This window comes from Gordonia sp. DT101, assembly GCF_049844895.1.
Classification (GTDB): domain Bacteria; phylum Actinomycetota; class Actinomycetes; order Mycobacteriales; family Mycobacteriaceae; genus Gordonia.
The window spans coordinates 251,135-271,045 of record NZ_JBNCLX010000005.1 but is presented as its reverse complement, the minus strand read 5'-3'; the positions used below and the strand labels follow the sequence as shown (position 1 = coordinate 271,045).

Below are 19,911 nucleotides of genomic sequence, written 5' to 3'. Positions count from 1 at the left end.
GGCTCAGTGTACATCTGTGCACCGAGGTGCCGATGGGCTGCGTATCGTCGCTGCTATTGGTCCCAGACGATCTTGGCCAGTGCGTCCCGATCGGCGACGTCCAGCTTGATGGACGCTCGGTAGATGTGCCCCTCCACGGTCCGCACCGACACCGTGAGGCGTTCGGCGATCTCGCGGTTGGTCAGCCCTTGGGCCACCAATGCCGTGATCTCCCGTTCCCGCGCGGTGACCGGCAAGGGTCGGGCGGCCAGTCGGATCGCGGGACTGGTCGCCCCGTCGCAGATCTTCGAGAGGCGCAGCGCACGCGCGCTCGACTCCGCGCGTTTCCCGCGACGCCCGGCGTGCTCGTGCAACGCCACCGCCTGGGCCGCGGCATCGGCGGCCGAGAGGAGCAGGCCGGCATGCTCGAAATCTCGACTCACCTCGTCGAGTGCCGCCGCGTCCGCGTCGGCGACCGCCACGGCGTGCCGTGCGTAAAGGCGCGCCACGACTCCTTGTAGCCCGGGTGCGACGGCGGCCAGACGGTCCGCGACGGTGCGGTCACCGAATCTCGCGGCGTGATGCAGGGCCTCGGCTTCCAGGGCGAACTGCCCACTGTCGTGGGCGACATCGGCTGCGGTACGCGCGAGTTCGACCGCTGAGCGATCGCTCCCGCCGGCGGCGGCAACCCAGGCGCGGGCGATGATGCGTTGCGGCTCATGCAGCGCCACATGCGATCCCACGTGCTCCTCGGCGTCGTCGAGCACGCGCTCGGCCGCCGCCACATCGTTGAGGGCAGCGTAGGCACGGGCCAGCAGCAGTCGCGCGGGGAGCCGCCAGGGCAGCGACGTCTCGGCGTTGAGGGCGGCGAGAGCCTGCTCGATCGACGAGATCGCGTCGCGGAAGCACCCGCGGTAGGTCGCCACCAGACCGGACATGATCTTGGCGATGGCCCATCCGAGGAACTGTCCCGATGACGAGAACTCGGTGTACCCGGCCACCCGCTGTTCGGCGGTGACGAGGTCGCCGACCATCGTCAGCGCGAGGGCGTCGCAGTACCGCACCATGACGCGGATCATCCCGTCGGTGGCCTTCTGTTCGGCTCGGCACCGCTCTGCGATCGGTTCGTAGTCGTGACCGCGACCGGCGACCGGCATGGCCAGACCGGCGGCGAACGCCGCGAAGTCGATGGCCTGCTTCGGCACGTCCGGCTGGGCCAGCACCCGTTCGGCCTCCTCGATACCGTCGGCGATCCGGTTCTCGTGCACCGCCATTGCGGCGCCGGCGGCGTCCACGACCAACATGATCGCGGGATAGTCGACCCTGTCCCGCATCAGTTCGAGCAGCCGATGGCTCTGCACGACGTCGCCGATCGACCAGAACAACAAACTCATGCGGGGCACGCCCCACTGCACGAGTTGCAGCTCGTCCAGATCGTCGGGGTCGAAGCCGGCCAGGATGTCGTCGGCCTCCACCGGGCGACCCTGCCAGAGGAGTGCCCGCGACAGTAGTTCACCCGCGGCGAGTCCGCCGTCACGCTCGAATGCCGCTCGGGCCAGGCGTTCTCCCAACGGGAGATTGGCCAGGAAGACTGCGTCTTTGGCGGCCGAGATCAGCAGGCCCGGGTCGATCTCCTGGTCGCTGTCGACGCACAGCCGGGCCAGCCGGATGCGGTCGGCTGCCGACCCGAACTCCCGATCGCGCAGTTGAGAGACGATGCGTGAGCGCAGCTTCCGGCCGGCCATCGTGCCGATCCGGCGGCGGATGACGTCACCGTAGAGTGGGTGGACGAACCGTACGTTGGTGGTCCGGCCGTCCCGCGTGACGCGGATCAGATTCTGCACCTCGGCGGCGTCCAGCGCGTCGGCCCCGACCAGCTCGATGAGCGTGTCGATGTCGAGGGGCTCGCACAACGCCAGCAGCTTGAGCGCCTCCATCACCGCCTCACCCGCGCGATCGAGGCGATCGTCGAGCAATGCGACGAGGCCCGAGGGCACCGCGGTCGGGCCACGGAGCTGCCAGACCCCGTTGGTCTCGGACAAGGTGCCAGCGTCCACGGCGCCTTCGACCATATTCCGCAGGAACAACGGGTTACCTCCGGAGGACTCCCAGATCACATCCGCACTCAGACCCTCGAGTGTCCCGCCGAGCACCCGTTCGACCAACGTGGTGCATTCGTCCTTGCCGAGCGGCTGCAGTTCGATCCGCGTCAGATAGCCGTCCTTCCACAGGGACGTCACCGCATCGGGAACCGGCTCGCCGCTGCGCACCGTCGCGACGATGCGGGCCGATCGCTCGATGGCGATCTGGTGGAGCAATGTGGCCGAGAGCTGGTCGAGCAGATGTGCATCGTCGACACCGACGATGGTGCCGGGTTCGGCCAGGAGAGCTTCCCGTGCCGACACGAGGGCCGCGATCGGGTCTCGTGATGCGATCGGTTGCACCCAGGGCGCGAACGCGCCGAGTGGGATCGCGTGCGACGATTCCGTGCAGGCAGCCCACTGAACAGGCACGCCCAGGGCTCCGGCCACGGTCCGCGCCAACGTTGTCTTACCCACGCCTGCGGCGCCCACGAGCACCACACCGCGGCCATCGGAACTCGTCAGCGCGGTTCGAAGGGCATGGTCTTCGGTCGGTCGACCGAGCAGCTGCCAGCGGCCTCCCATGGGGGCCGAGTATAGATCGGACGACCGGTCAGGTGTGACTGTTCGGCGCAGTCCCTCGTCCTCGTCGGGCATACCGCTGAGGGTGCTCATTCGGGCAGATCGCCCGCGTCGGCGGGTTCACTCATCGGCGCGTTGTTGACCTGGTGGCGAAACTGACTCGACGCGTCATAGACCTTCCGCTTCAGCCGGTTGATCGACCCCAGCGGCCGGTGCGCGTCGAGCCCGCGCCAGGAATTGAACGACAACACGTCATCGCCGTAGGCCCGTCGCTCGGGTGTGTAGGGGTCCTGCTGGGCGAATCGAATGGTCGCGACCGTCCGGTGTGGCGACACGTCCTCCGGCCAGTCGAAGGTCGCATCCTCGATCCACCGGCGGTCGCTGCTTGCGCAGAGTTGGACCCGCAGTTCGTATTCGGCGCCGTGGCAGGAGAAGAAGTCGACCACCATGTCCTGGAACGCGTTGACTCCGGTGCCGTCGTCCACGGGCATCCCCGCCAGCGCATGCACCTCCGGCGACGACGGGACGAACGCCATCCGGGCCACGTACTCGCCGTAGCGAAGGGGAGCCGACGAATAGAAGGTGTCGCCCAGGATGTGGGTGTTCGGTCGGACGAAGACGGCAAGACTCTCCGGGAGCGGCCGGCCGATGGGGCATAGCAGACGCTTGTCGACGCCTGCCAGGAGTTCGCTGCCGATCTTGAGTGCTGGGTCCGGGAGACGAGCCAGAGCCCAGGCGGTGGGCATGCCCCGTTTGTAGTACGCCTCGGCATCGGCGAACAGGAAGTCCCGGTGGGTCACCATGATGAAGTCCTGGGTCATCGCGGTGTCGTCCGGGAGTGCCCGCTCGCCCCCCACACCGAGGACCTTGATGCCGAGACCGCGCACACCTCGCATCTGATCACTGCGAATGGCGCCCGACGTGCTCGACAGTCTCGTGATGATGTCGAAACTCCGGCCGCCATGAGCGAAGAGTCCCTGTGCCAGTTCATCGTCCAGCTCGTCGTGGACCTCGAGTGTGCCGCGAAGTATTCCGTGGCTCTTGGCATGGGCATCGCGCAGACCGCGTTTGGTCTTGCGATACGCGCGTTCGTTGTTCCCACGCAGGCTGCCGACGATCTTGTCGATGTAGGTGTCCTCGTCGGGTTTCGGGCGCTCCAGGTCGGGGTCGTAGGGCACGTACGTCGTCGTGCTGGTCATCGTGCTGCTGTCCTCTCGGGTCATCGGCCCGGCCAGGGTGCGAACGGATTGTCGACACCTGCGAGAGCCGGTGCCAGGGTGGGGAAGTGGCGCAACAGGACCGAACGCATCGAATTGTCGCGCACCCAGGCCATGCCCACCTCGGTGTAGATCTCCTGACGAAAGTCGGTGGTGAAGAATCGGTCGCTGGACAACCGTCGTGACGCCATCAGCACGAACACCCGAAAGGCGGTGTCACTGAAGCCGAATCCGGGGGGCTTACGTTCCGCGTGCAGGCCGACCATCAGGTCGAGGTTGTCGATGTCGCCATAGATGTCCTCGAGTTCCTCGGCCCACGCGGCGTTGTCGGTCAGAGCTGCGAACGAGGCGATGCGAGGGAGGCGAAACAGACGGCGGAACTCGTTGTAGCGCGGCACCCCTCGTTCCCGATCTCGCAAGATGTCGACGGTCGCCAGGTCGATCGGCCGTCCATCCGGCCGGGCGAGCTGCTGCAGCGCGGCAGGGTAGTTGTGCAGGGTCAGCTCGCCCGCTTTCGCACGGCCGAAGGAATAGAGGAGATCCGGCATCGACGTCTCCGCCAGACGATCGCGGACGTGCTCGGCGAGCAATTCGTCCAGTGCGTGAACCGCTTGCGGCCGGTTGCCGTCGATGTCGCGGATCTTCACCTCGTCGGGGAGCAGTGAGTGCATCCGGTAGACGGCGACGAACTCCTCGGTCAACGAGTAGGGGACGCCGTGGTGGTCGGTCGTGCTGCCGGGGATGCCGCACAGCACCTCGCTCTCGGCCACCCGGCCGAACCTGCGGGCGAACCGCTCGCCGAGCAGGCCGAACCAGTTGCCGCGCATGGCGGAAACCGTGGTCGGGTGCGAGATGATCGCCGGAGTCCAGTCGATGGTGTGGATCTTGGCCATCAACGCCGTGTTGACCAGCCGCGCGGTGTCGTAGAGCTGCTGATCGGTCATGAACGGGTAGGCGGCGGCCAGCCGTCGGCAGATCGCGTTGTGTTCGCGCAGGAACAACGAATGCAGCAGGGCCAGGCCGACCCAGAAGTTCGCGACCGGCCCGTCGGGATCGAGCAGGGTGTCGGCCTCGGCGGGCGGGAGTCCGTTGTCCGCCAGGAGGATCTGACCCCGATCGCCTGACCGGATCGCGTCCGCATAGTCCTGTCGACTTCCGTAGATCTGTGAGCCGTCCCACCAGTGGGTGTCGCGGTTCGCAAAGGTCGGTGGGGCATCGGGATCCGCACCGGGCGCGAGCGCCGACCGGTGGACGCTCATGGGACGGTGCTCTTCGGGCCAGTCATCCGAGGCGGGCAGGGGGATCTCCCGGCGCGGCGCCTGCTCGTCGTCCGGGTGACTGAACCAGTCGTGCACCTCGAACTGAATCCATGCCGCGGCAAGGAGGTTCAGCGAGTCAACCGGCCGGAACTCGTCGCGGGTGAACAGGCGCTGACTGATCTCCCGCGGATTCGGATCCAGGAGTCGCGCTTTGTCTGGAGACGAGTTCGCCGGGGGCACGTTGCGCCCGAATCTGCTCGACGCCGCCCCCATCAGCGGTGCGTCGAGGTCGTTGTGGGTCCCGCCGGGCAGGCGGGCCCGCAGCGCTCGGGAATCCCAGTGCGGTGGCCGCTCGTCGGGATCTCGACCGCTGTCGTACAGGTTCAGGGCACGCAGTTGGCTGCGGAGGCCGACGAGGACTGCCAGACCGACCGGGCGCCACAGGGTCGGCCATCCGACTGCCCGATCCACCACTTCGGCGGCATGGGCCAGATTTCGGGTGATCGGACCTCGCCGGTCCGGTGACGGTTCTCGATCAGCACCACTCGACGCCATCAACAGCGCCAACCACACCCACCGGGGCACGCCCACCTCCGCTTCGCGTCGCGATGACATCCGGACACCCGGAATGTTCTGCGACCAGTATGTGGTCCGATCACGAACTCGGCATGAGTAATCGACTACTCGTTGCCGACGACAGAGCGACCCGGGGGAGCGGCGCGACCACTGGAGAGGCGGGCGTTTCGGTACCTGAAATGAGGTAGTCGCCTACTCGCGTCGGCCACGATCAGGGCAGACAGGATGGTCACGTGCCCGGGTCGATCATCACCCGTCGCGCTTCTGGCAGAGAAAGGCGGCAGGTGTGATCGCACCGATCGACATCAAGGTGAACCTCGACGACCCATCCCGGGCACTATCCGCGCTGGACCTGACACATCAACAGGGCCGGCATCGCGAGATCTGGTTCGCCGAGGTCCGCCCAGGGGTCACAGAGTCGCCGTTTCCGCTGCTCAGCAACCACCTGATCATCCGTATCCGCAGCGGCGATGTCGATGATCTGACCGTGAAGCTCCGGCCGTGCCGTCAGGGTCAGCTCGCCAAACCCTGGACTCATCCGTTCGACACCGACGCAGTGAGCTACCGCCTGGGTTGGGACTGGAGCGGAACACACCGCGTGCTCGCGGCATCGGCGGTCTGCGGACGGCCGCCGGGATCACTCGCCGCCGAGATGGCCGTCGGAACGGACCCGTTGTCGGTGCTCGACCCTGCACAGCGTCAATTCGTCGTCACCTGTACGCCGGTCGGGGTACCCATCGACCACCTGCGTGCCTTGGGGCCCATCTCCTCGACCACCTGGTCGGACATCACCATCGACCGATGCACGGTGGACATCGAGAGGTGGACCGTCGGCGATGTGGATCTCCTCGAGCTGTGTGAACAAATCAGCCCGCACGACGGCGAGAGCCTCGAAGAGTTCGAGGCTCGCGCCGCCGCGCGACAACAGTCCTTGGAACGCTCGATCCGCGCCCGCGGCCTTCAGCCGGCCGACACCGAGGTGAAGACCGAACGGGTGCTCGCCAGCCTCACCGGTGAGTGATACGTGGCGACGCGCAGGCCCTGGCGGGCCTCACGATCAGCCCGCCCGCACCTTCTCCTGCATCGATGTCCGCGCCGGATTGCCCTGCTCGTCGACCTTCGGGTCCGGCTCGTCGCGCTTCTCGGTGACGCCCGACTTGATCCGCGCACCGATGTCGGGGTCGACTCGCGACCAGTACTCGAACGCCCGCTCCAAGACCGGTTCGGAGACGCCGTTGAGCAGGTGCCCGACCACGTTGTCGACGAACCGCTCGCGGGCAGCGTCGTCGAATACCTCACGGACCATCGTGCCCGCCTGACCCCAGTCGTCGTCCTCCGGGTGGTCGACGTAAGCGCTGCGGACGATGTCACCATCAGCCGCCCACTGCGGTTCGGACTGGCCTGCGTACACCGCCGCCGGGCCACCCTTCGAGTTCGGCGCGTACACCGGGTCGGTCACCGGGTCGATCCGCATGTGACCGTCCTTGGTGTAGCTGTGCACCTCGTTGCGCGGAGCGTTCACCGGGATCTGCTTGTAGTTGCCACCCAAACGCGCACGGTGGGCATCGGCGTAGGCAAAGACCCGACCGAGCAGCATGCGGTCGGGACTGAACCCGATGCCGGGGACCACGTTGTTGGGTTCGAACGCCGCCTGCTCGATCTGGGCGTGATTGTCGGTCGGGTTGGTGTGCAGGGTCATCTTCCCGACCTCGTGCAGCGGATAGTCGCCATGTGGCCACACCTTGGTCAGGTCGAACGGATTGAACCGATAGCCGACCGCGTCGTCGTACGGCATGAGCTGCACCTTCAGCGTCCAACTCGGGTGATTGCCGCGCTCGATCGACTCGAAGAGATCGCGCGTGTGGAAGTCGGTGTCGGCGGCCGCCATCTGGTCGGCTTCGTGCTGGGTGAAGCATTCGACGCCCTGATCGGTGATGAAGTGGTACTTCACCCAGTGCTTGACTCCTTGGGCGTTGACCCAGAGGTACGTGTGCGAGGTGTAACCGTTCATGTGCCGCCACGTCTTCGGGATCCCGCGGTCACCCATCAGCCACGTTACCTGGTGGGCACTCTCTGGTGAGAGGGTCCAGAAGTCCCACTGCATGTCGTGATCACGAAGATTGTTGTCGGCACGACGTTTCTGCGAACGGATGAAGTGCTGGAACTTCATCGGGTCCTTGACGAAGAAGACCGGCGTGTTGTTGCCGACCATGTCGTAGATGCCCTCGGAGGTGTAGAACTTCAGGGCGAACCCACGAGGGTCGCGCCAGGTGTCCGGACTGCCCCGTTCGCCGGCGACGGTGGAGAACCGCGCCACCATCTCCGTCTTGGTGCCGGGCTGGAACAGTGCGGCACTGGTGAACTCGGAGATGTCGTGGGTGGTCTCGAACGTGCCGAAGGCGCCACTGCCCTTGGCATGTGGCTGTCGTTCCGGAATCCTCTCCCGGTTGAACTGCGCCATCTGCTCGATCAGATAGTGATCGTGCAGGACGATGGGACCGCCTGCCCCGACGGTGAGCGAATGCTCATCGCTCCCGGCCGGCGCCCCTGAATCATGCGTCGTGTACACGGAATTTTTGTCGGACATTTCGCCTCCGAAAAGGTCGATCCGTTGTGGGCTGTGGCACCCGAACTGCTTCAGGTCCTGCGGTGAGCCTACGCCAGCTCCGCGTCAGGCGAAGCCGAATCGCGCCGTCTACGTCGTGACGGAAAGTATAAGTCATTGTTGCACAGCACTATTCGAGAAGTAGGAATCAGGCGACCATCTTGGGGCCGCCATCACCGCGGGTTTCTACCCGGCGGCGGTGCGGAGCTTCTCGAGCAGGGGGCCAGCTGCCTGCGCCAGGAACGCGTCCTGCGACTCTCCACCGATCTGGATGAGTGCGATATCGGTGAAACCGGCTTCCCAATACGGCCGGACGGCGTCGACGATCGCATCGAGATCGGGCCCGCACGGGATCGCATCCGCAACGTTCGCAGGGGTCACGAATTGCGTTGCCGCAGCGAATCCGGCAGTGGTGGGAAGATCGGCGTTGACCTCCCAGCCGCCACTGAACCATCTGAACTGGTCGTGGGCGCGGGTGACCGCAGCATCACGGTCGGGGTCCCAGCAGATGGGGATCTGCCCGATCGCCCGGCTGTCCACACCGACTGTGTCGGTGGATCCGTATCCGTTCCATTGCTCGACGATGCCGGCGTCGGGTTCGACGGCGATAAGATGGTCGGCCAGCGGGCGGAACTCGCCGATTCCACGTTCCCCGGACACGGCGACGCCGATCGGCACCCGGTCGTCCGGAAGATCCCAGATCCTCGCCGAATCGACCTGGAAATGCTCTCCACGAAAATCCACGAGTCCGCCGTCATGCAGGTCCCGAATGATCTCAAGGGCCTCGACCAGCATGGATTGTCGATCGACGATGCCCGGCCACCCCATGCCGACGACGTGTTCGTTCAGGTTTTCCCCGCTTCCGAGCCCCAGGGTGAAGCGTCCGTCGGCGAGAATCTGCAGAGTGGCGGACTTCTGCGCGATGATCGCCGGGTGATAGCGGATGGTCGGGCACGTCACGTAGGTCATCAATCCGACTCTCTCGGTCGCGTGGGCGACCGCGCCGAGCACACTCCACGCGTACGGCGCGTGGCCCTGAGACGACAACCAGGGAAAGAAGTGATCGCTCGACACCTCAAAATCGAATCCGACGCGCTCCGCGTCGATCGCATACCGAACGAGGTCCTTGGGTCCTGCCTGCTCGGTCATCAAGGTGTATCCGAATTGTGTTGCCGAAGGCGTAGCGGTCACGGTCTCGCTCCTTTGCTTGGGCGGTTGTCCGGGATTCCTGAGACGCTGGACGACGAGTACGTGATCGGCGGCCAAACCAGGAGGCTCACATGGACGGTTCGGACACTGCTTCACCGATCGGCACCGGTGCCGCGGTCGACACCGTGCTACTCGATGTCGACGGTACCCTCGTCGATTCGACATATCTGCATGCTCTGGCATGGATGCGGGCCTTCGCCGCCCACGACCTCGTGCCGCCCTGGTGGCGGGTGCATCGCACCATCGGCATGGGCGGCGACCTCCTGGTTGGGGAGGTCTGCGGTGACGATGTGGAGCGCCGCCTCGGCAGCGCTCTGCGCGCGGAATGGGCGGACAGATACCGCGAGTTGCTGCCCGAGGTCCGGCCACTTCCGGGTGCCCGACAACTGGTCCACGCGCTCACCGACCGTGGCCTCAAGGTGGCCTTGGCCTCATCGGGCGCCGCCGAGTTCACCGATGCCGCGATCGATTCCCTTGGGATGACCCGCGGCGAATTCGCGGCGGTGACGTCGGCCGAGGACGTGGACAACTCGAAGCCCGAGCCCGACATCCTCGCCACCGCACTCGAACTCGCGGACGGGCATCACGCAGTGGTCGTGGGGGACACGATCTGGGACATCGAGTCGGCGCGTCGTCTGCAGGCGGCTTGCGTGGCGGTCCGCACCGGGGGGTTCTCCGAGTCAGAGCTGGCCGATGCCGGCGCGACGCTGGTCGTCGATTCGATTCATACCCTCGCTGAACAGGGTTGGATACCTTGACAACTCGCATCGCCCCCACAGCCGATCTCGCGACTCGGGCGATCGTCCGCGGCACCTCATGCAGACCGAGTGTGCTGGGCATTCGCACTCCGACGTGGCACGATCGTATACGTGACCAGCACGTCTTCTGACGATCAGCGCCTACGTGACCTCGCCCGACTCCGCCGGGTCCGGGATCGCATCAATCGGGAGTATGCGCAGCCGCTGGACGTGGAGTCCCTTGCCCGCGGAGCGCATATGTCCGCCGGTCACCTCAGCCGCGAGTTCCGCCGGGTGTACGGGGAGTCGCCCTATTCGTATCTGATGACCCGGCGGATCGAGCGTGCGATGGCGCTGCTGCGCCGAGGCGACCTCAGTGTCACCGAGATCTGTTTCGCGGTCGGATGTTCGTCCCTCGGTACCTTCAGTACGCGGTTCACCGAACTGGTGGGGATGTCGCCGAGCGCTTACAAGCGTCACGACGGCGACATCACCGACGGCATACCGGCGTGCCTGGCGAAACAGGTCACGAGACCGATCAGGAATCGAGAAGCACAGGCCACCGAGTCGCGCTTACGGTGATCTCCATGAACATCACCATTCAGTACACCTTCTTGCCGCAGACCGATCCGGACGCGACGTTGGCCTTCTATCGGGACGTCCTCGGCTTCGAACTCCGTAAGGATGTCGGTTACGAGGGGATGCGGTGGCTCACCGTCGGGCCTCCGAATCAGCCGGGCACGTCGATCGTGCTCCATCCGCCTGCCGCGGATCCGGGCATCAGCGACGAGGAGCGCCGGACGATCCTGGAACTGATCGCCAAGGGCAGCTACGGCGCGATCACGTTGGCCACCGACGACCTCGACGGGCTGTTCGAGCGACTCGAGGCCAGCGGCGCCGAGGTCCTCCAGGAACCGACGGATCAGCCATATGGTGTGCGCGACTGCGCATTCCGAGATCCGTCCGGTAATCTGATCAGGATCAACCAACTCAGCTGATCGGCGGGAATCCCCATGTGCAGGTTCCGCGAGGGACGCCTGACCGACGACGAGTTCGGGACACTCGTCCCGACATATCCGACAAATCCGTCTGGCATGGTTGGATCGACGCCGAGCCCGTCACCCGGAGATGTGCAGACCGCAGCGACCAGATGGAGGCACGATGAGCACGGCCACGAAGGCGAAGAACAGGTCGCCTGAGGAACATGTCGCCGACACCCACGACCTGATCCGGGTGCACGGCGCGCGTGAGAACAACCTCAAAGATGTCAGTCTCGACATCCCCAAGCGCAGGCTCACCGTGTTCACCGGAGTGTCCGGTTCGGGGAAGAGTTCGTTGGTGTTCAGTACGATCGCCGCCGAGTCACAGCGGATGATCAACGAGACCTACAGCGCGTTCGTGCAGGGGTTCATGCCGAACCTCGGCCGTCCCGATGTCGATGTCCTCGAGGGATTGACGACGGCGATCATCGTCGACCAGGAGCGGATGGGCGCCAATCCGCGCTCCACGGTCGGTACCGCCACCGATGCCAACGCGATGTTGCGCATCCTGTTCAGCAGGCTCGGCAAGCCGTACATCGGTTCGCCGCAGGCATTCTCGTTCAACGTGGCGTCCATCAGCGGTGCGGGCGCGGTGAGTATCGAGAAGGCCGGTCGTACGGTCAAGGAGCGCCGCAGCTTCTCGATCACCGGCGGCATGTGCCCGCGATGCGAGGGCCGCGGTGCGGTCTCCGACTTCGACCTGACGGCGCTCTACGACGAGTCCAAGTCGCTCAACGAGGGCGCCCTCACCATCCCCGGCTACAGCATGGAGGGCTGGTATGGCCGGATCTACCGGGGGTGCGGATGGTTCGATCCCGACAAGCCGATCAAGAAGTTCACCAAGCGTGAACTCGATGATCTGCTCTACAAGGAGTCGACGAAGATCAAGGTCGAGGGCATCAACCTCACCTACCTGGGCCTCATCCCGCAGATCCAGAAGTCGTTCCTGTCCAAGGATCGCGAGGCGATGCAACCGCACATCCGGGCCTTCGTGGATCGCGCGATCACGTTCACGACCTGTCCTGAGTGCGACGGCACACGCCTCGCAGAGAGCGCACGGTCGTCGAAGATCAAGGGCAAGAACATCGCCGACCTCTGCGCGATGCAGATCAGCGACCTCGCCGACTGGGTCCGAGACCTCGACGAGCCATCGGTGGGACCGTTGCTGACCAGTCTGCGGGAGACCCTCGACTCGTTCGTGGACATCGGGCTCGGCTACCTGTCCCTCGAGCGTCCGGCCGGCACCCTGTCCGGCGGCGAAGCCCAACGCACGAAGCTGATACGACACCTCGGTTCGTCGCTCACCGACGTCACGTATGTGTTCGACGAGCCCACGATCGGCCTTCACCCGCATGACATCGACCGGATGAACGACCTGCTGCGGCAACTCCGGGACAAGGGCAACACCGTACTGGTCGTCGAGCACAAACCGGAGGTGATCACCATTGCCGATCACGTCGTCGATCTCGGCCCTCGGGCCGGCCGGGACGGCGGCGAGGTGGTCTTCGAGGGCACCGTGGTGGACCTGCGGAAGAGCGACACACTCACCGGCAGACATCTCGACGATCGGGCCACGCTGAAGGAGTCCGTGCGTACCTCGACCGGAGCCATGGAGATCCGCGCGGCGTCGACCCACAATCTGCAGGACGTGGACGTCGACATCCCCCTCGGCGTACTCGTCGTGGTAACCGGCGTCGCCGGCTCGGGGAAGAGTTCCCTGATCGACGGCTCGGTGGCGAAACGCGACGACGTCGTGTCGATCGACCAGGCGGCCATCAAAGGCTCGCGCCGCAGCAACCCCGCCACCTACACGGGTCTGCTCGATCCGATCCGGAAGGCCTTCGCCAAGGCGAATGGCGTGAAACCTGCACTGTTCAGCGCAAATTCGGAAGGGGCATGCCCCAACTGCAAAGGGGCGGGGGTCATCTACTCCGATCTCGCGATGATGGCCGGTGTCGCCACCCCGTGTGAGGTCTGCGAGGGCAAGCGCTTTTCCGCAGATGTGCTCGAGTACACCTTCGGCGGTCGGGACATCAGTGACGTCCTCACGATGTCGGTGGCCCAGGCCGAGGAGTTCTTCGGTTCCGGCGACGGAAAAGTTCCTGCCGCACATAAGATCCTGGTCAGGTTGCGGGACGTGGGGCTCGGCTACCTCACCATCGGGCAGCCCCTCACCACATTGTCCGGCGGCGAACGTCAACGGCTGAAGCTCGCGTCGCAGATGGGAGACAAGGGCGATGTCTACGTGCTCGACGAGCCGACCACCGGACTTCACCTCGCCGACGTCGAGCAATTGCTTGAACTCCTCGACCGGCTGGTCGACTCGGGGAAGTCGGTCATCGCGATCGAGCACCATCAGGCCGTGATGGCGCACGCCGACTGGATCATCGACCTGGGGCCCGGCGCCGGGCACGATGGCGGGCGCGTCGTGTTCGAGGGGACACCGACCGACCTCGTCGATCATCGGTCGACACTCACCGGCCGTCATCTCGCCGACTACGTGGGAGCGCATTCCTGACCCGGTGCACGGAAAAGAGACTTTCGGAGACATCGGGTCGCGAGCGGTCCTGGACTCCGGTTGGAACAGATGCAACAATCCGTTCCAAGAGTGCACGGGCAGCCCATCGTCCGTGTCGACGTCGATCAGACGAGGGAGTGGACGTCGGTGCAATCCGCGAAGAAGACTTTTCAGGCCGGCCTCGGCGCGCTGTCCAAGGCATACCCGAGCAAGCCCAGAGTGTTGGCCGAGCCACCCGCCGGGTCGGACCTCAAGCCGGTGATGGGCGACGCAGGCATGCCGTTCCTGGGGAACACCCTGGAAGCGCTGGCCGACCCGCTGGGCAGCGCCATGGCCCGCTACGACAGGTTCGGCCCGGTCTCCTGGTCGGGTTCATTGAACATGAACATCGTCACGCTGGTCGGGCCGGAGGCGATCGAATGCGCCTGGATGAACCGGCAGAAGGCCTTCTCCAGCGAAGAGGGCTGGGAACCCATGATCGGCCCGTTCTTCCGCCGGGGCATCATGCTGATGGATTTCGACGAGCACATGCATCACCGCCGAATCCTGCAGCAGGCGTTCACGCGTCCGCGGCTCAACGGCTACCTCGACATCATGACGCCCCACATCGAGAAGACGCTGTCCAACTGGCAGGTCGGCACGGGCTTCCCGATGTACTCCCGCACCAAGGACCTGACCTTGTCGCTCGCCACCGAGGTCTTCGTCGGTGCGTCGCTCACCGAGGGCGAGGCGCACCGACTCGAGAGTGCGTTCGAGGCGGCCGTCCGCGGCGGGCAGGCACTCGTGCGTGCCGACGTGCGGGACTGGACCTGGGCGCGGGGTCTGCGCGGGCGCGAGGACCTGCAGCACTACTTCCGATCGGAGATTGCCGCTCGGCGGGCCGGCGACGGCGACGACCTGTTCAGCGTCCTCTGCCACAGCGAGGACGAGGACGGTAACACCTTCAGCGACGAGGACGTCGTCAATCACATGATCTTCGTGATGATGGCCGCGCATGACACCAGCACCATCGCGTTGTCCATGCTGACGTATTTCCTGGGCCAGCACCCAGAGTGGCAGGAGCGGTTGCGAGAAGAATCCCTCGCCCTGGGCAAGTCGACGCTCGGCTACGACGACATCGATTCGTTGCCGAGCCTCGACCTCGCGTTCAAGGAGACACTGCGGATCAATGCCCCGGTGGGCATGCTCTTCCGGAAGACCATCGCGGACACCGACATCCTCGGTCACTACGTACCCAAAGACACGCTCGTCGCCATCCACCCCTGGGCCTCGATGCTGCGTGAGGAATGGTGGCCGAACCCCACGCACTGGGACCCTGACCGGTTCTCACCTGATCGTCGTGAGGACAAGGTGCACCGTTTCGCGTGGGCGCCGTTCGGCGGCGGCGCACACAAGTGCATCGGCCTCTACTTCGGTGGGATGGAGGTCAAGTCGATCATGCACCAGATGCTGCAGCGTTTCGAATGGTCGGTGCCCGCCGACTATCGGCTCGACCTCACCTACGGAACGGGCCCGACACCCGCTGACGGCCTGCCGATCGACATGCGACGGCGCGTGAGTCCCTGACCCACCGCAGTCCATCCCGGAGGATTCACGCATGGATTTCGCGCTGCCCGAATCATTGACCGACTACCTGGCCGAACTCGATGCGTTCATCGACGACGAGATAGTCCCCTTGGAGCAGGCCGACGACAACGTCCGGTTCTTCGATCATCGACGTGAGGACTCCAGAACCGATTGGGAACGGGACGGACTCCCGAGCGCCGACTGGGAAGCGCTGCTCGGTGAAGTGCGTCGACGCGCCGACGCCGCGGGGCATTTTCGCTACCCGTTCCCCCCGGAGTTCGGCGGACGCGACGGTTCCAACCTGGCCATGGCCGTCATCCGGGAGCATCTCGCGGGCAAGGGGCTCGGCCTGCACTGCGACCTCCAGAACGAACACAGCATCGTGGGTAACAACATCGGCCTGCTGCTGATGCTGGAGTACGGCTCACCCGAGCAGCGCGCGGAGTGGGTGGAAGATCTGGCGGCCGGCCAGAAGTTCTTCGCTTTCGGCATCACCGAACCCGACCACGGTTCGGACGCCACGCACATGGAGACCACCGCGGTCCGCGACGGCGACACCTGGGTGATCCGCGGCGAGAAGACGTGGAACACCGGCATCCACGCCGCCCATCGGGACATCGTCTTCGCCCGCACCAGCGGCGACGCCGGCGACGCCCGTGGCATCACGGCATTTCTGGTGGATCCGAAGTCCGAGGGCTTCACGGTCGAGGAGTACCTGTGGACCTTCAACATGCCCACCGACCACGCACACATCAGCCTGCACGACGTCCGTGTGCCGCACTCGGCAGTCCTCGGCGAGGAGGGCCGCGGACTGCAGATCGTGCAGCACTTCTTCAACGAGAACCGGATTCGTCAAGCGGCCTCGAGCCTCGGCGCCGCGCAATATTGCATCAACCGGGCGGTCGCGTATGCCAACGAACGCTCGCCTTTCGGCCGGAAACTGTCCACAAACCAGGCGATCCAGTTTCCCCTCGTCGACCTCCACACGCGTGCTGCGATGCTTCGGGCCCTCGTTCGGGAAACGGCGTGGAAGATGGACACCCAGGGTCCGTTCGCGGCCTCCCAGGAGGTCTCCATGTGCAACTATCAGGCCAACCGGTTGTGTTGCGACGCAGCAGATCAGGCCATGCAGACCTTCGGCGGACGTGGTTACTCACGCCATGAACCGTTCGAACACATCTACCGCCATCACCGCCGGTACCGCATCACCGAGGGGGCCGACGAGATCCAGATGCGCCGGGTCGCCGGATACCTGTTCGGTTTCATGTCGGCAGGCGCGCCCAAAGGGGTCGGCCCGACTCAGGCCTGACGCGACGAGGACGGAGTCTGCTCGCCCAGCTGTGAGCGCACCCAGGCGAGCGCGTGGTCGACGACCGCCTCCCATCCCGGCTCGGCGCACGTCCAGTGCGAGCGGCTGGCAGGTGACAGGTACAGGTCTGCAGGACTACATCATCGGCCGGCGCCTCGACCAGGCGCGCTACTCACTACTCGACAGCCACATCTGACGATCGCTGCGGTCGCCCGACGACACGGATCAACCGGTGAGCGGGTGGGTTCGGAACGTTCACGCACCGACGACCCGACCGATGGGGTTCGGTGCGAGCGTTCGCGCACGGCCGCGGACGCGCCGGGACCCCATCAATCGGAGGTGGGCATCTCCGGAGGTCACGAACAACGCGATGTCGTCCGGAAGCGCCCTCGCGATCCGACGTACTTGACCCGTCGGCTGCTCATCTCGCATTCCCACCACCAGGTGCGCCGCCCCGAACTCTCGTGCGGCCCGGGAGAGGACTCTTACCGGATCACCCTCGATCGCGACCGCGGTTTCCGGCTCCAGCGAATGTGCGTGCAGCGCTTCGACGCCGCGGCGGAGCTGTTCGTCGATGGACGCCCGATCCGATAGTAGATACGCCTCCGATTTCAGGGCGTCGTGCAGGAATGACGTCGATCGCGGCGGGCGGACCGGGTTGATCGCGCAGACCAGCGCTATGCGTACATCTGCGTCGGCCGCACGCAACACGGACTCCAATGCCCGGGCCGACACCGGGGAGCCGGTGTAGCCCACGACGATCCTGCCGCCGGCCGGCAGCCGGTCGATCGATGCTGCCGTGCGCGCCTGGTGCGGGTGGAAGATCTCAGTTATGGTCACGGCTCTCACCTCTTGTCGTCACGGACCTGCCTCTGACCTCTGTATTCGACGGTAGGGATTCGAGTCCGGGGGATCCGCATGACGCAGACGGACCTGTCCTCCATCCGTGGGTGGAGTCACGGTTCCAACCGGAGACAGATGACTGCACGGCCACTCGGCCTATCCTTTTGTTGTGTCGGTGACGTCAGTGGTCGCGGTGGTCCGCCGCCGCGTCGAACTCGCGGGTGATGGCTACCCGCCGCTCTATCCGGCCGTGACCCTCGCGGCCTCGGCCGGGCTGACCATCGGCGCAGTCGTGCAACGACTGCCACTGGAACCCCCGTGGTGGGCACTCCTCGGAGCCGCGATCGCCACACTGTCGCTCGTCGTGGACCTGTGGATCCCGAGCAAGGTGGTCTGCGCCGTCCTTGCTGCGGTTGCCGTCGCGGTGATGTTGATGGACCCGGTACCGGTGGACGTGGCCCCGCTGCTCCTCGCCCTGACGACCGCGATAGCCGCGGCCATGGAGTCACTGCGCCGCGGACTGGCCGTGGCGGCACTGTCGGTGGCTGTCGTCCTGGTCGGCAGCCAGGCCGGGCACCTGCAGTCTCCGGCGGTCTATGTCCTCGCGATCCTGTGCGGATGGCTCGTCGGTTATATGATTCTTTATCAGAAGCTGCTGTCCCAGAATGAATTACGTGACCAGCGGGCCCGGTCGGAACGAGCCGCCAACGAGGAGCGCCGCCGGATCGCCCGCGAGGTCCACGACGTCATCGCGCATTCGCTGTCGATCACGATGTTGAACGTCACGGGCGCGCGCCGCGCGCTTCAGCAGGGTGCCGATGACGAGGCGCTCGAGGCACTCGAAGATGCCGAGCGACTCGGACGCCAGGCCATGACCGAGATTCGCTACATCGTGAAAGTCCTGGGTTCGTCGGACGATTCGGCGGCCCCGACGCCCAGTGCCCGCGACATCGATCGACTGGTCGACGATTACCGAAAGGCGGGCGTCGCAGTGAGCTTCGACGTGGACGTGGACCTCGAGGCGATCCCGGCTCCTCTCGGGGCGGCGCTCTATCGGATCACCCAGGAGTCTCTGACCAACGTGGTGAAGCATTCGCGCACCCCCACCGCGACAGTCACCTTGACCGCGGATTCGGACATCGTCCTGTGTGTCCGCAATCCGCATTCACCGGTGACGGGTCGCGCGTCATCGGACGGTTCGGGCATCGACGGCATGAAGCAGCGGGCGCAGTTGCTCGGCGGAGTCGTCGACGCCGGCGGTCACCAGAAGGCATGGGTGGTCCGTGCGGCGTTTCCCGGCGCCGCCGCCGTCCGGTGGGCCGGCTGATGACGTCAACGCGATCGGTTCCGGTGAGCCCGTTCGGTATCCGCGTACTCCTCGTCGACGACCAGGAACTCGTGCGGACCGGACTGCGTCGTATCCTGCGGGCCCGCGACGGATTCGACATCGTCGGTGAATGCGGCGACGGCAACGAGGTGATCGAGAAGGTTGCCTCGTGCGCGCCGGACGTCATCCTGATGGATCTGCGGATGCGTCATGTCGACGGCATCACCGCCACCGCCACCGTGCGGACGCTACGCGAGCCTCCGCCGGTGCTCGTGTTGACCACCTTCGACGACGATGAACTGCTGTCGGGCGCTCTGCGCGCGGGTGCTGCCGGTTTCATCCTCAAGGATTCACCTGCCGAGGCGTTGATCTGGGCGGTGCGGGCGGTGGTCCGCGACGGCGCGTTTCTCGACCCGGCCGTGACCGAACGGGTGCTCCGCGGATTCCGTCGGGCGGTACCCGAGCCGCGTGAACCCGCCGACAGCGGATTGACCGACCGTGAACTCGATGTCCTGCGCCTGATGGCGCGCGGACTCACCAACGCCGAGATCGGCGCCCGCCTGTTCATCTCCGAGGTGACCGTGAAGAGCCACGTGAATCACATCTTCACAAAACTCGACCTGCGGGACCGGGCGGCGGCGATCATCTACGCCTTCGAGAACTCGCTTGTGACGCCCTTCGGCAACCAGTGACCGCGGCGGCGAGCGAGGCAGGCCGTCATGCCGACGTGATCATCGGAATGGGTCCGCTCCGCTAGCGGGGACCGACGAGTGCAGGCAGAGCAGGGGACGGCCGTTCCCCGCCAGCGCACCCTCGCGTGGCATTTGGTGAGTCTTCGGATCCAGCTCGGCGCGGGTCTCGACGGACTCGAGACCGTGCTCGGTGTTGCGAACCCAGGGTGCGACGTGCACGACGATCCGCGATGACCGGCCCGCGGCCGTCACCTTCGCCGATCTCGTCGAGTGGCCTGCCCCGGCGGGGCCCGGGCGACAGCACAGACGTCGAGCGTTCGTCTGTCCCGAGGATTGGCAAGCTGTCGTCGGTTCGCTAGCGTGAAGCATGG

General features: G+C 65.7%; 15 protein-coding genes. 9 read left to right on the top strand and 6 right to left on the bottom strand.

The window, feature by feature from the left end; genetic code table 11:
• Positions 1 to 53: 53 nt before the first annotated feature.
• From ACLQ3I_RS18830 to ACLQ3I_RS18820, 3 genes are all read right to left on the bottom strand, one after another.
• Complete coding sequence (locus ACLQ3I_RS18830; RefSeq protein WP_425804056.1) at positions 54 to 2,645, bottom strand: LuxR C-terminal-related transcriptional regulator; 2,592 nt, start codon at positions 2,643 to 2,645, stop codon at positions 54 to 56.
• An 86-nt stretch (positions 2,646 to 2,731) separates the two neighbouring features.
• Positions 2,732 to 3,841 carry a catalase family protein gene (locus ACLQ3I_RS18825; RefSeq protein WP_425803919.1) on the bottom strand — a complete coding sequence of 370 codons (1,110 nt, stop codon included), beginning with the start codon at positions 3,839 to 3,841 and terminating at the stop codon, positions 2,732 to 2,734.
• A gap of 20 nt (positions 3,842 to 3,861) precedes the next feature.
• The gene (locus ACLQ3I_RS18820; RefSeq protein WP_425803916.1) at positions 3,862 to 5,733 is read right to left on the bottom strand and encodes a peroxidase family protein; all 1,872 of its coding nucleotides are present in this window, start codon (positions 5,731 to 5,733) and stop codon (positions 3,862 to 3,864) included.
• Positions 5,734 to 5,980: 247 nt separating this feature from the next.
• Between ACLQ3I_RS18820 and ACLQ3I_RS18815 the strand changes: the two genes are divergently transcribed.
• Positions 5,981 to 6,715: a hypothetical protein gene (locus tag ACLQ3I_RS18815; protein ID WP_425794377.1), complete on the top strand. Its 735-nt coding sequence runs from the start codon at positions 5,981 to 5,983 to the stop codon at positions 6,713 to 6,715.
• A 36-nt stretch (positions 6,716 to 6,751) separates the two neighbouring features.
• Here ACLQ3I_RS18815 and ACLQ3I_RS18810 read toward each other — a convergent pair whose 3' ends face one another.
• Positions 6,752 to 8,281 (bottom strand): catalase, encoded by a 1,530-nt coding sequence (locus tag ACLQ3I_RS18810; RefSeq protein WP_425803913.1) that lies wholly within the window; start codon positions 8,279 to 8,281, stop codon positions 6,752 to 6,754.
• Between the two features lie 204 nt (positions 8,282 to 8,485).
• Positions 8,486 to 9,448, bottom strand: coding sequence for a TIGR03557 family F420-dependent LLM class oxidoreductase (locus ACLQ3I_RS18805; RefSeq protein ID WP_425804054.1), 963 nt, complete (start codon positions 9,446 to 9,448; stop codon positions 8,486 to 8,488).
• Positions 9,449 to 9,579: 131 nt separating this feature from the next.
• On the opposite strand from ACLQ3I_RS18805, the gene ACLQ3I_RS18800 reads away from it, so the two are divergent.
• From ACLQ3I_RS18800 to ACLQ3I_RS18775, 6 genes are all read left to right on the top strand, one after another.
• On the top strand, positions 9,580 to 10,266 hold the full coding sequence (locus tag ACLQ3I_RS18800) for an HAD family hydrolase (RefSeq protein WP_425803911.1): 687 nt from the start codon (positions 9,580 to 9,582) through the stop codon (positions 10,264 to 10,266).
• A gap of 111 nt (positions 10,267 to 10,377) precedes the next feature.
• The gene (locus ACLQ3I_RS18795) at positions 10,378 to 10,827 is read left to right on the top strand and encodes a helix-turn-helix transcriptional regulator (protein WP_425803908.1); all 450 of its coding nucleotides are present in this window, start codon (positions 10,378 to 10,380) and stop codon (positions 10,825 to 10,827) included.
• 5 nt (positions 10,828 to 10,832) lie between these two features.
• On the top strand, positions 10,833 to 11,243 hold the full coding sequence (locus ACLQ3I_RS18790; protein ID WP_425794373.1) for a VOC family protein: 411 nt from the start codon (positions 10,833 to 10,835) through the stop codon (positions 11,241 to 11,243).
• Between the two features lie 163 nt (positions 11,244 to 11,406).
• On the top strand, positions 11,407 to 13,803 hold the full coding sequence (locus ACLQ3I_RS18785) for an ATP-binding cassette domain-containing protein (RefSeq protein ID WP_425803906.1): 2,397 nt from the start codon (positions 11,407 to 11,409) through the stop codon (positions 13,801 to 13,803).
• 147 nt (positions 13,804 to 13,950) lie between these two features.
• Positions 13,951 to 15,369, top strand: a complete 1,419-nt coding sequence (locus ACLQ3I_RS18780) for a cytochrome P450 (RefSeq protein WP_425804051.1) — start codon at positions 13,951 to 13,953, stop codon at positions 15,367 to 15,369.
• Between the two features lie 31 nt (positions 15,370 to 15,400).
• Positions 15,401 to 16,678, top strand: a complete 1,278-nt coding sequence (locus ACLQ3I_RS18775) for an acyl-CoA dehydrogenase family protein (RefSeq protein WP_425794370.1) — start codon at positions 15,401 to 15,403, stop codon at positions 16,676 to 16,678.
• A gap of 255 nt (positions 16,679 to 16,933) precedes the next feature.
• Here ACLQ3I_RS18775 and ACLQ3I_RS18770 read toward each other — a convergent pair whose 3' ends face one another.
• Complete coding sequence (locus ACLQ3I_RS18770) at positions 16,934 to 17,518, bottom strand: universal stress protein (protein WP_425803903.1); 585 nt, start codon at positions 17,516 to 17,518, stop codon at positions 16,934 to 16,936.
• Between the two features lie 172 nt (positions 17,519 to 17,690).
• On the opposite strand from ACLQ3I_RS18770, the gene ACLQ3I_RS18765 reads away from it, so the two are divergent.
• Together ACLQ3I_RS18765 and ACLQ3I_RS18760 are read left to right on the top strand one after the other, a co-directional pair.
• Entirely contained in the window at positions 17,691 to 18,848 is a 1,158-nt protein-coding gene (locus ACLQ3I_RS18765; RefSeq protein ID WP_425803900.1) for a sensor histidine kinase, read from the top strand.
• Complete coding sequence (locus ACLQ3I_RS18760) at positions 18,848 to 19,540, top strand: response regulator (protein ID WP_425794366.1); 693 nt, start codon at positions 18,848 to 18,850, stop codon at positions 19,538 to 19,540. The genes ACLQ3I_RS18765 and ACLQ3I_RS18760 overlap by 1 nt, the downstream gene beginning before the upstream one ends.
• Positions 19,541 to 19,911 lie beyond the last annotated feature (371 nt).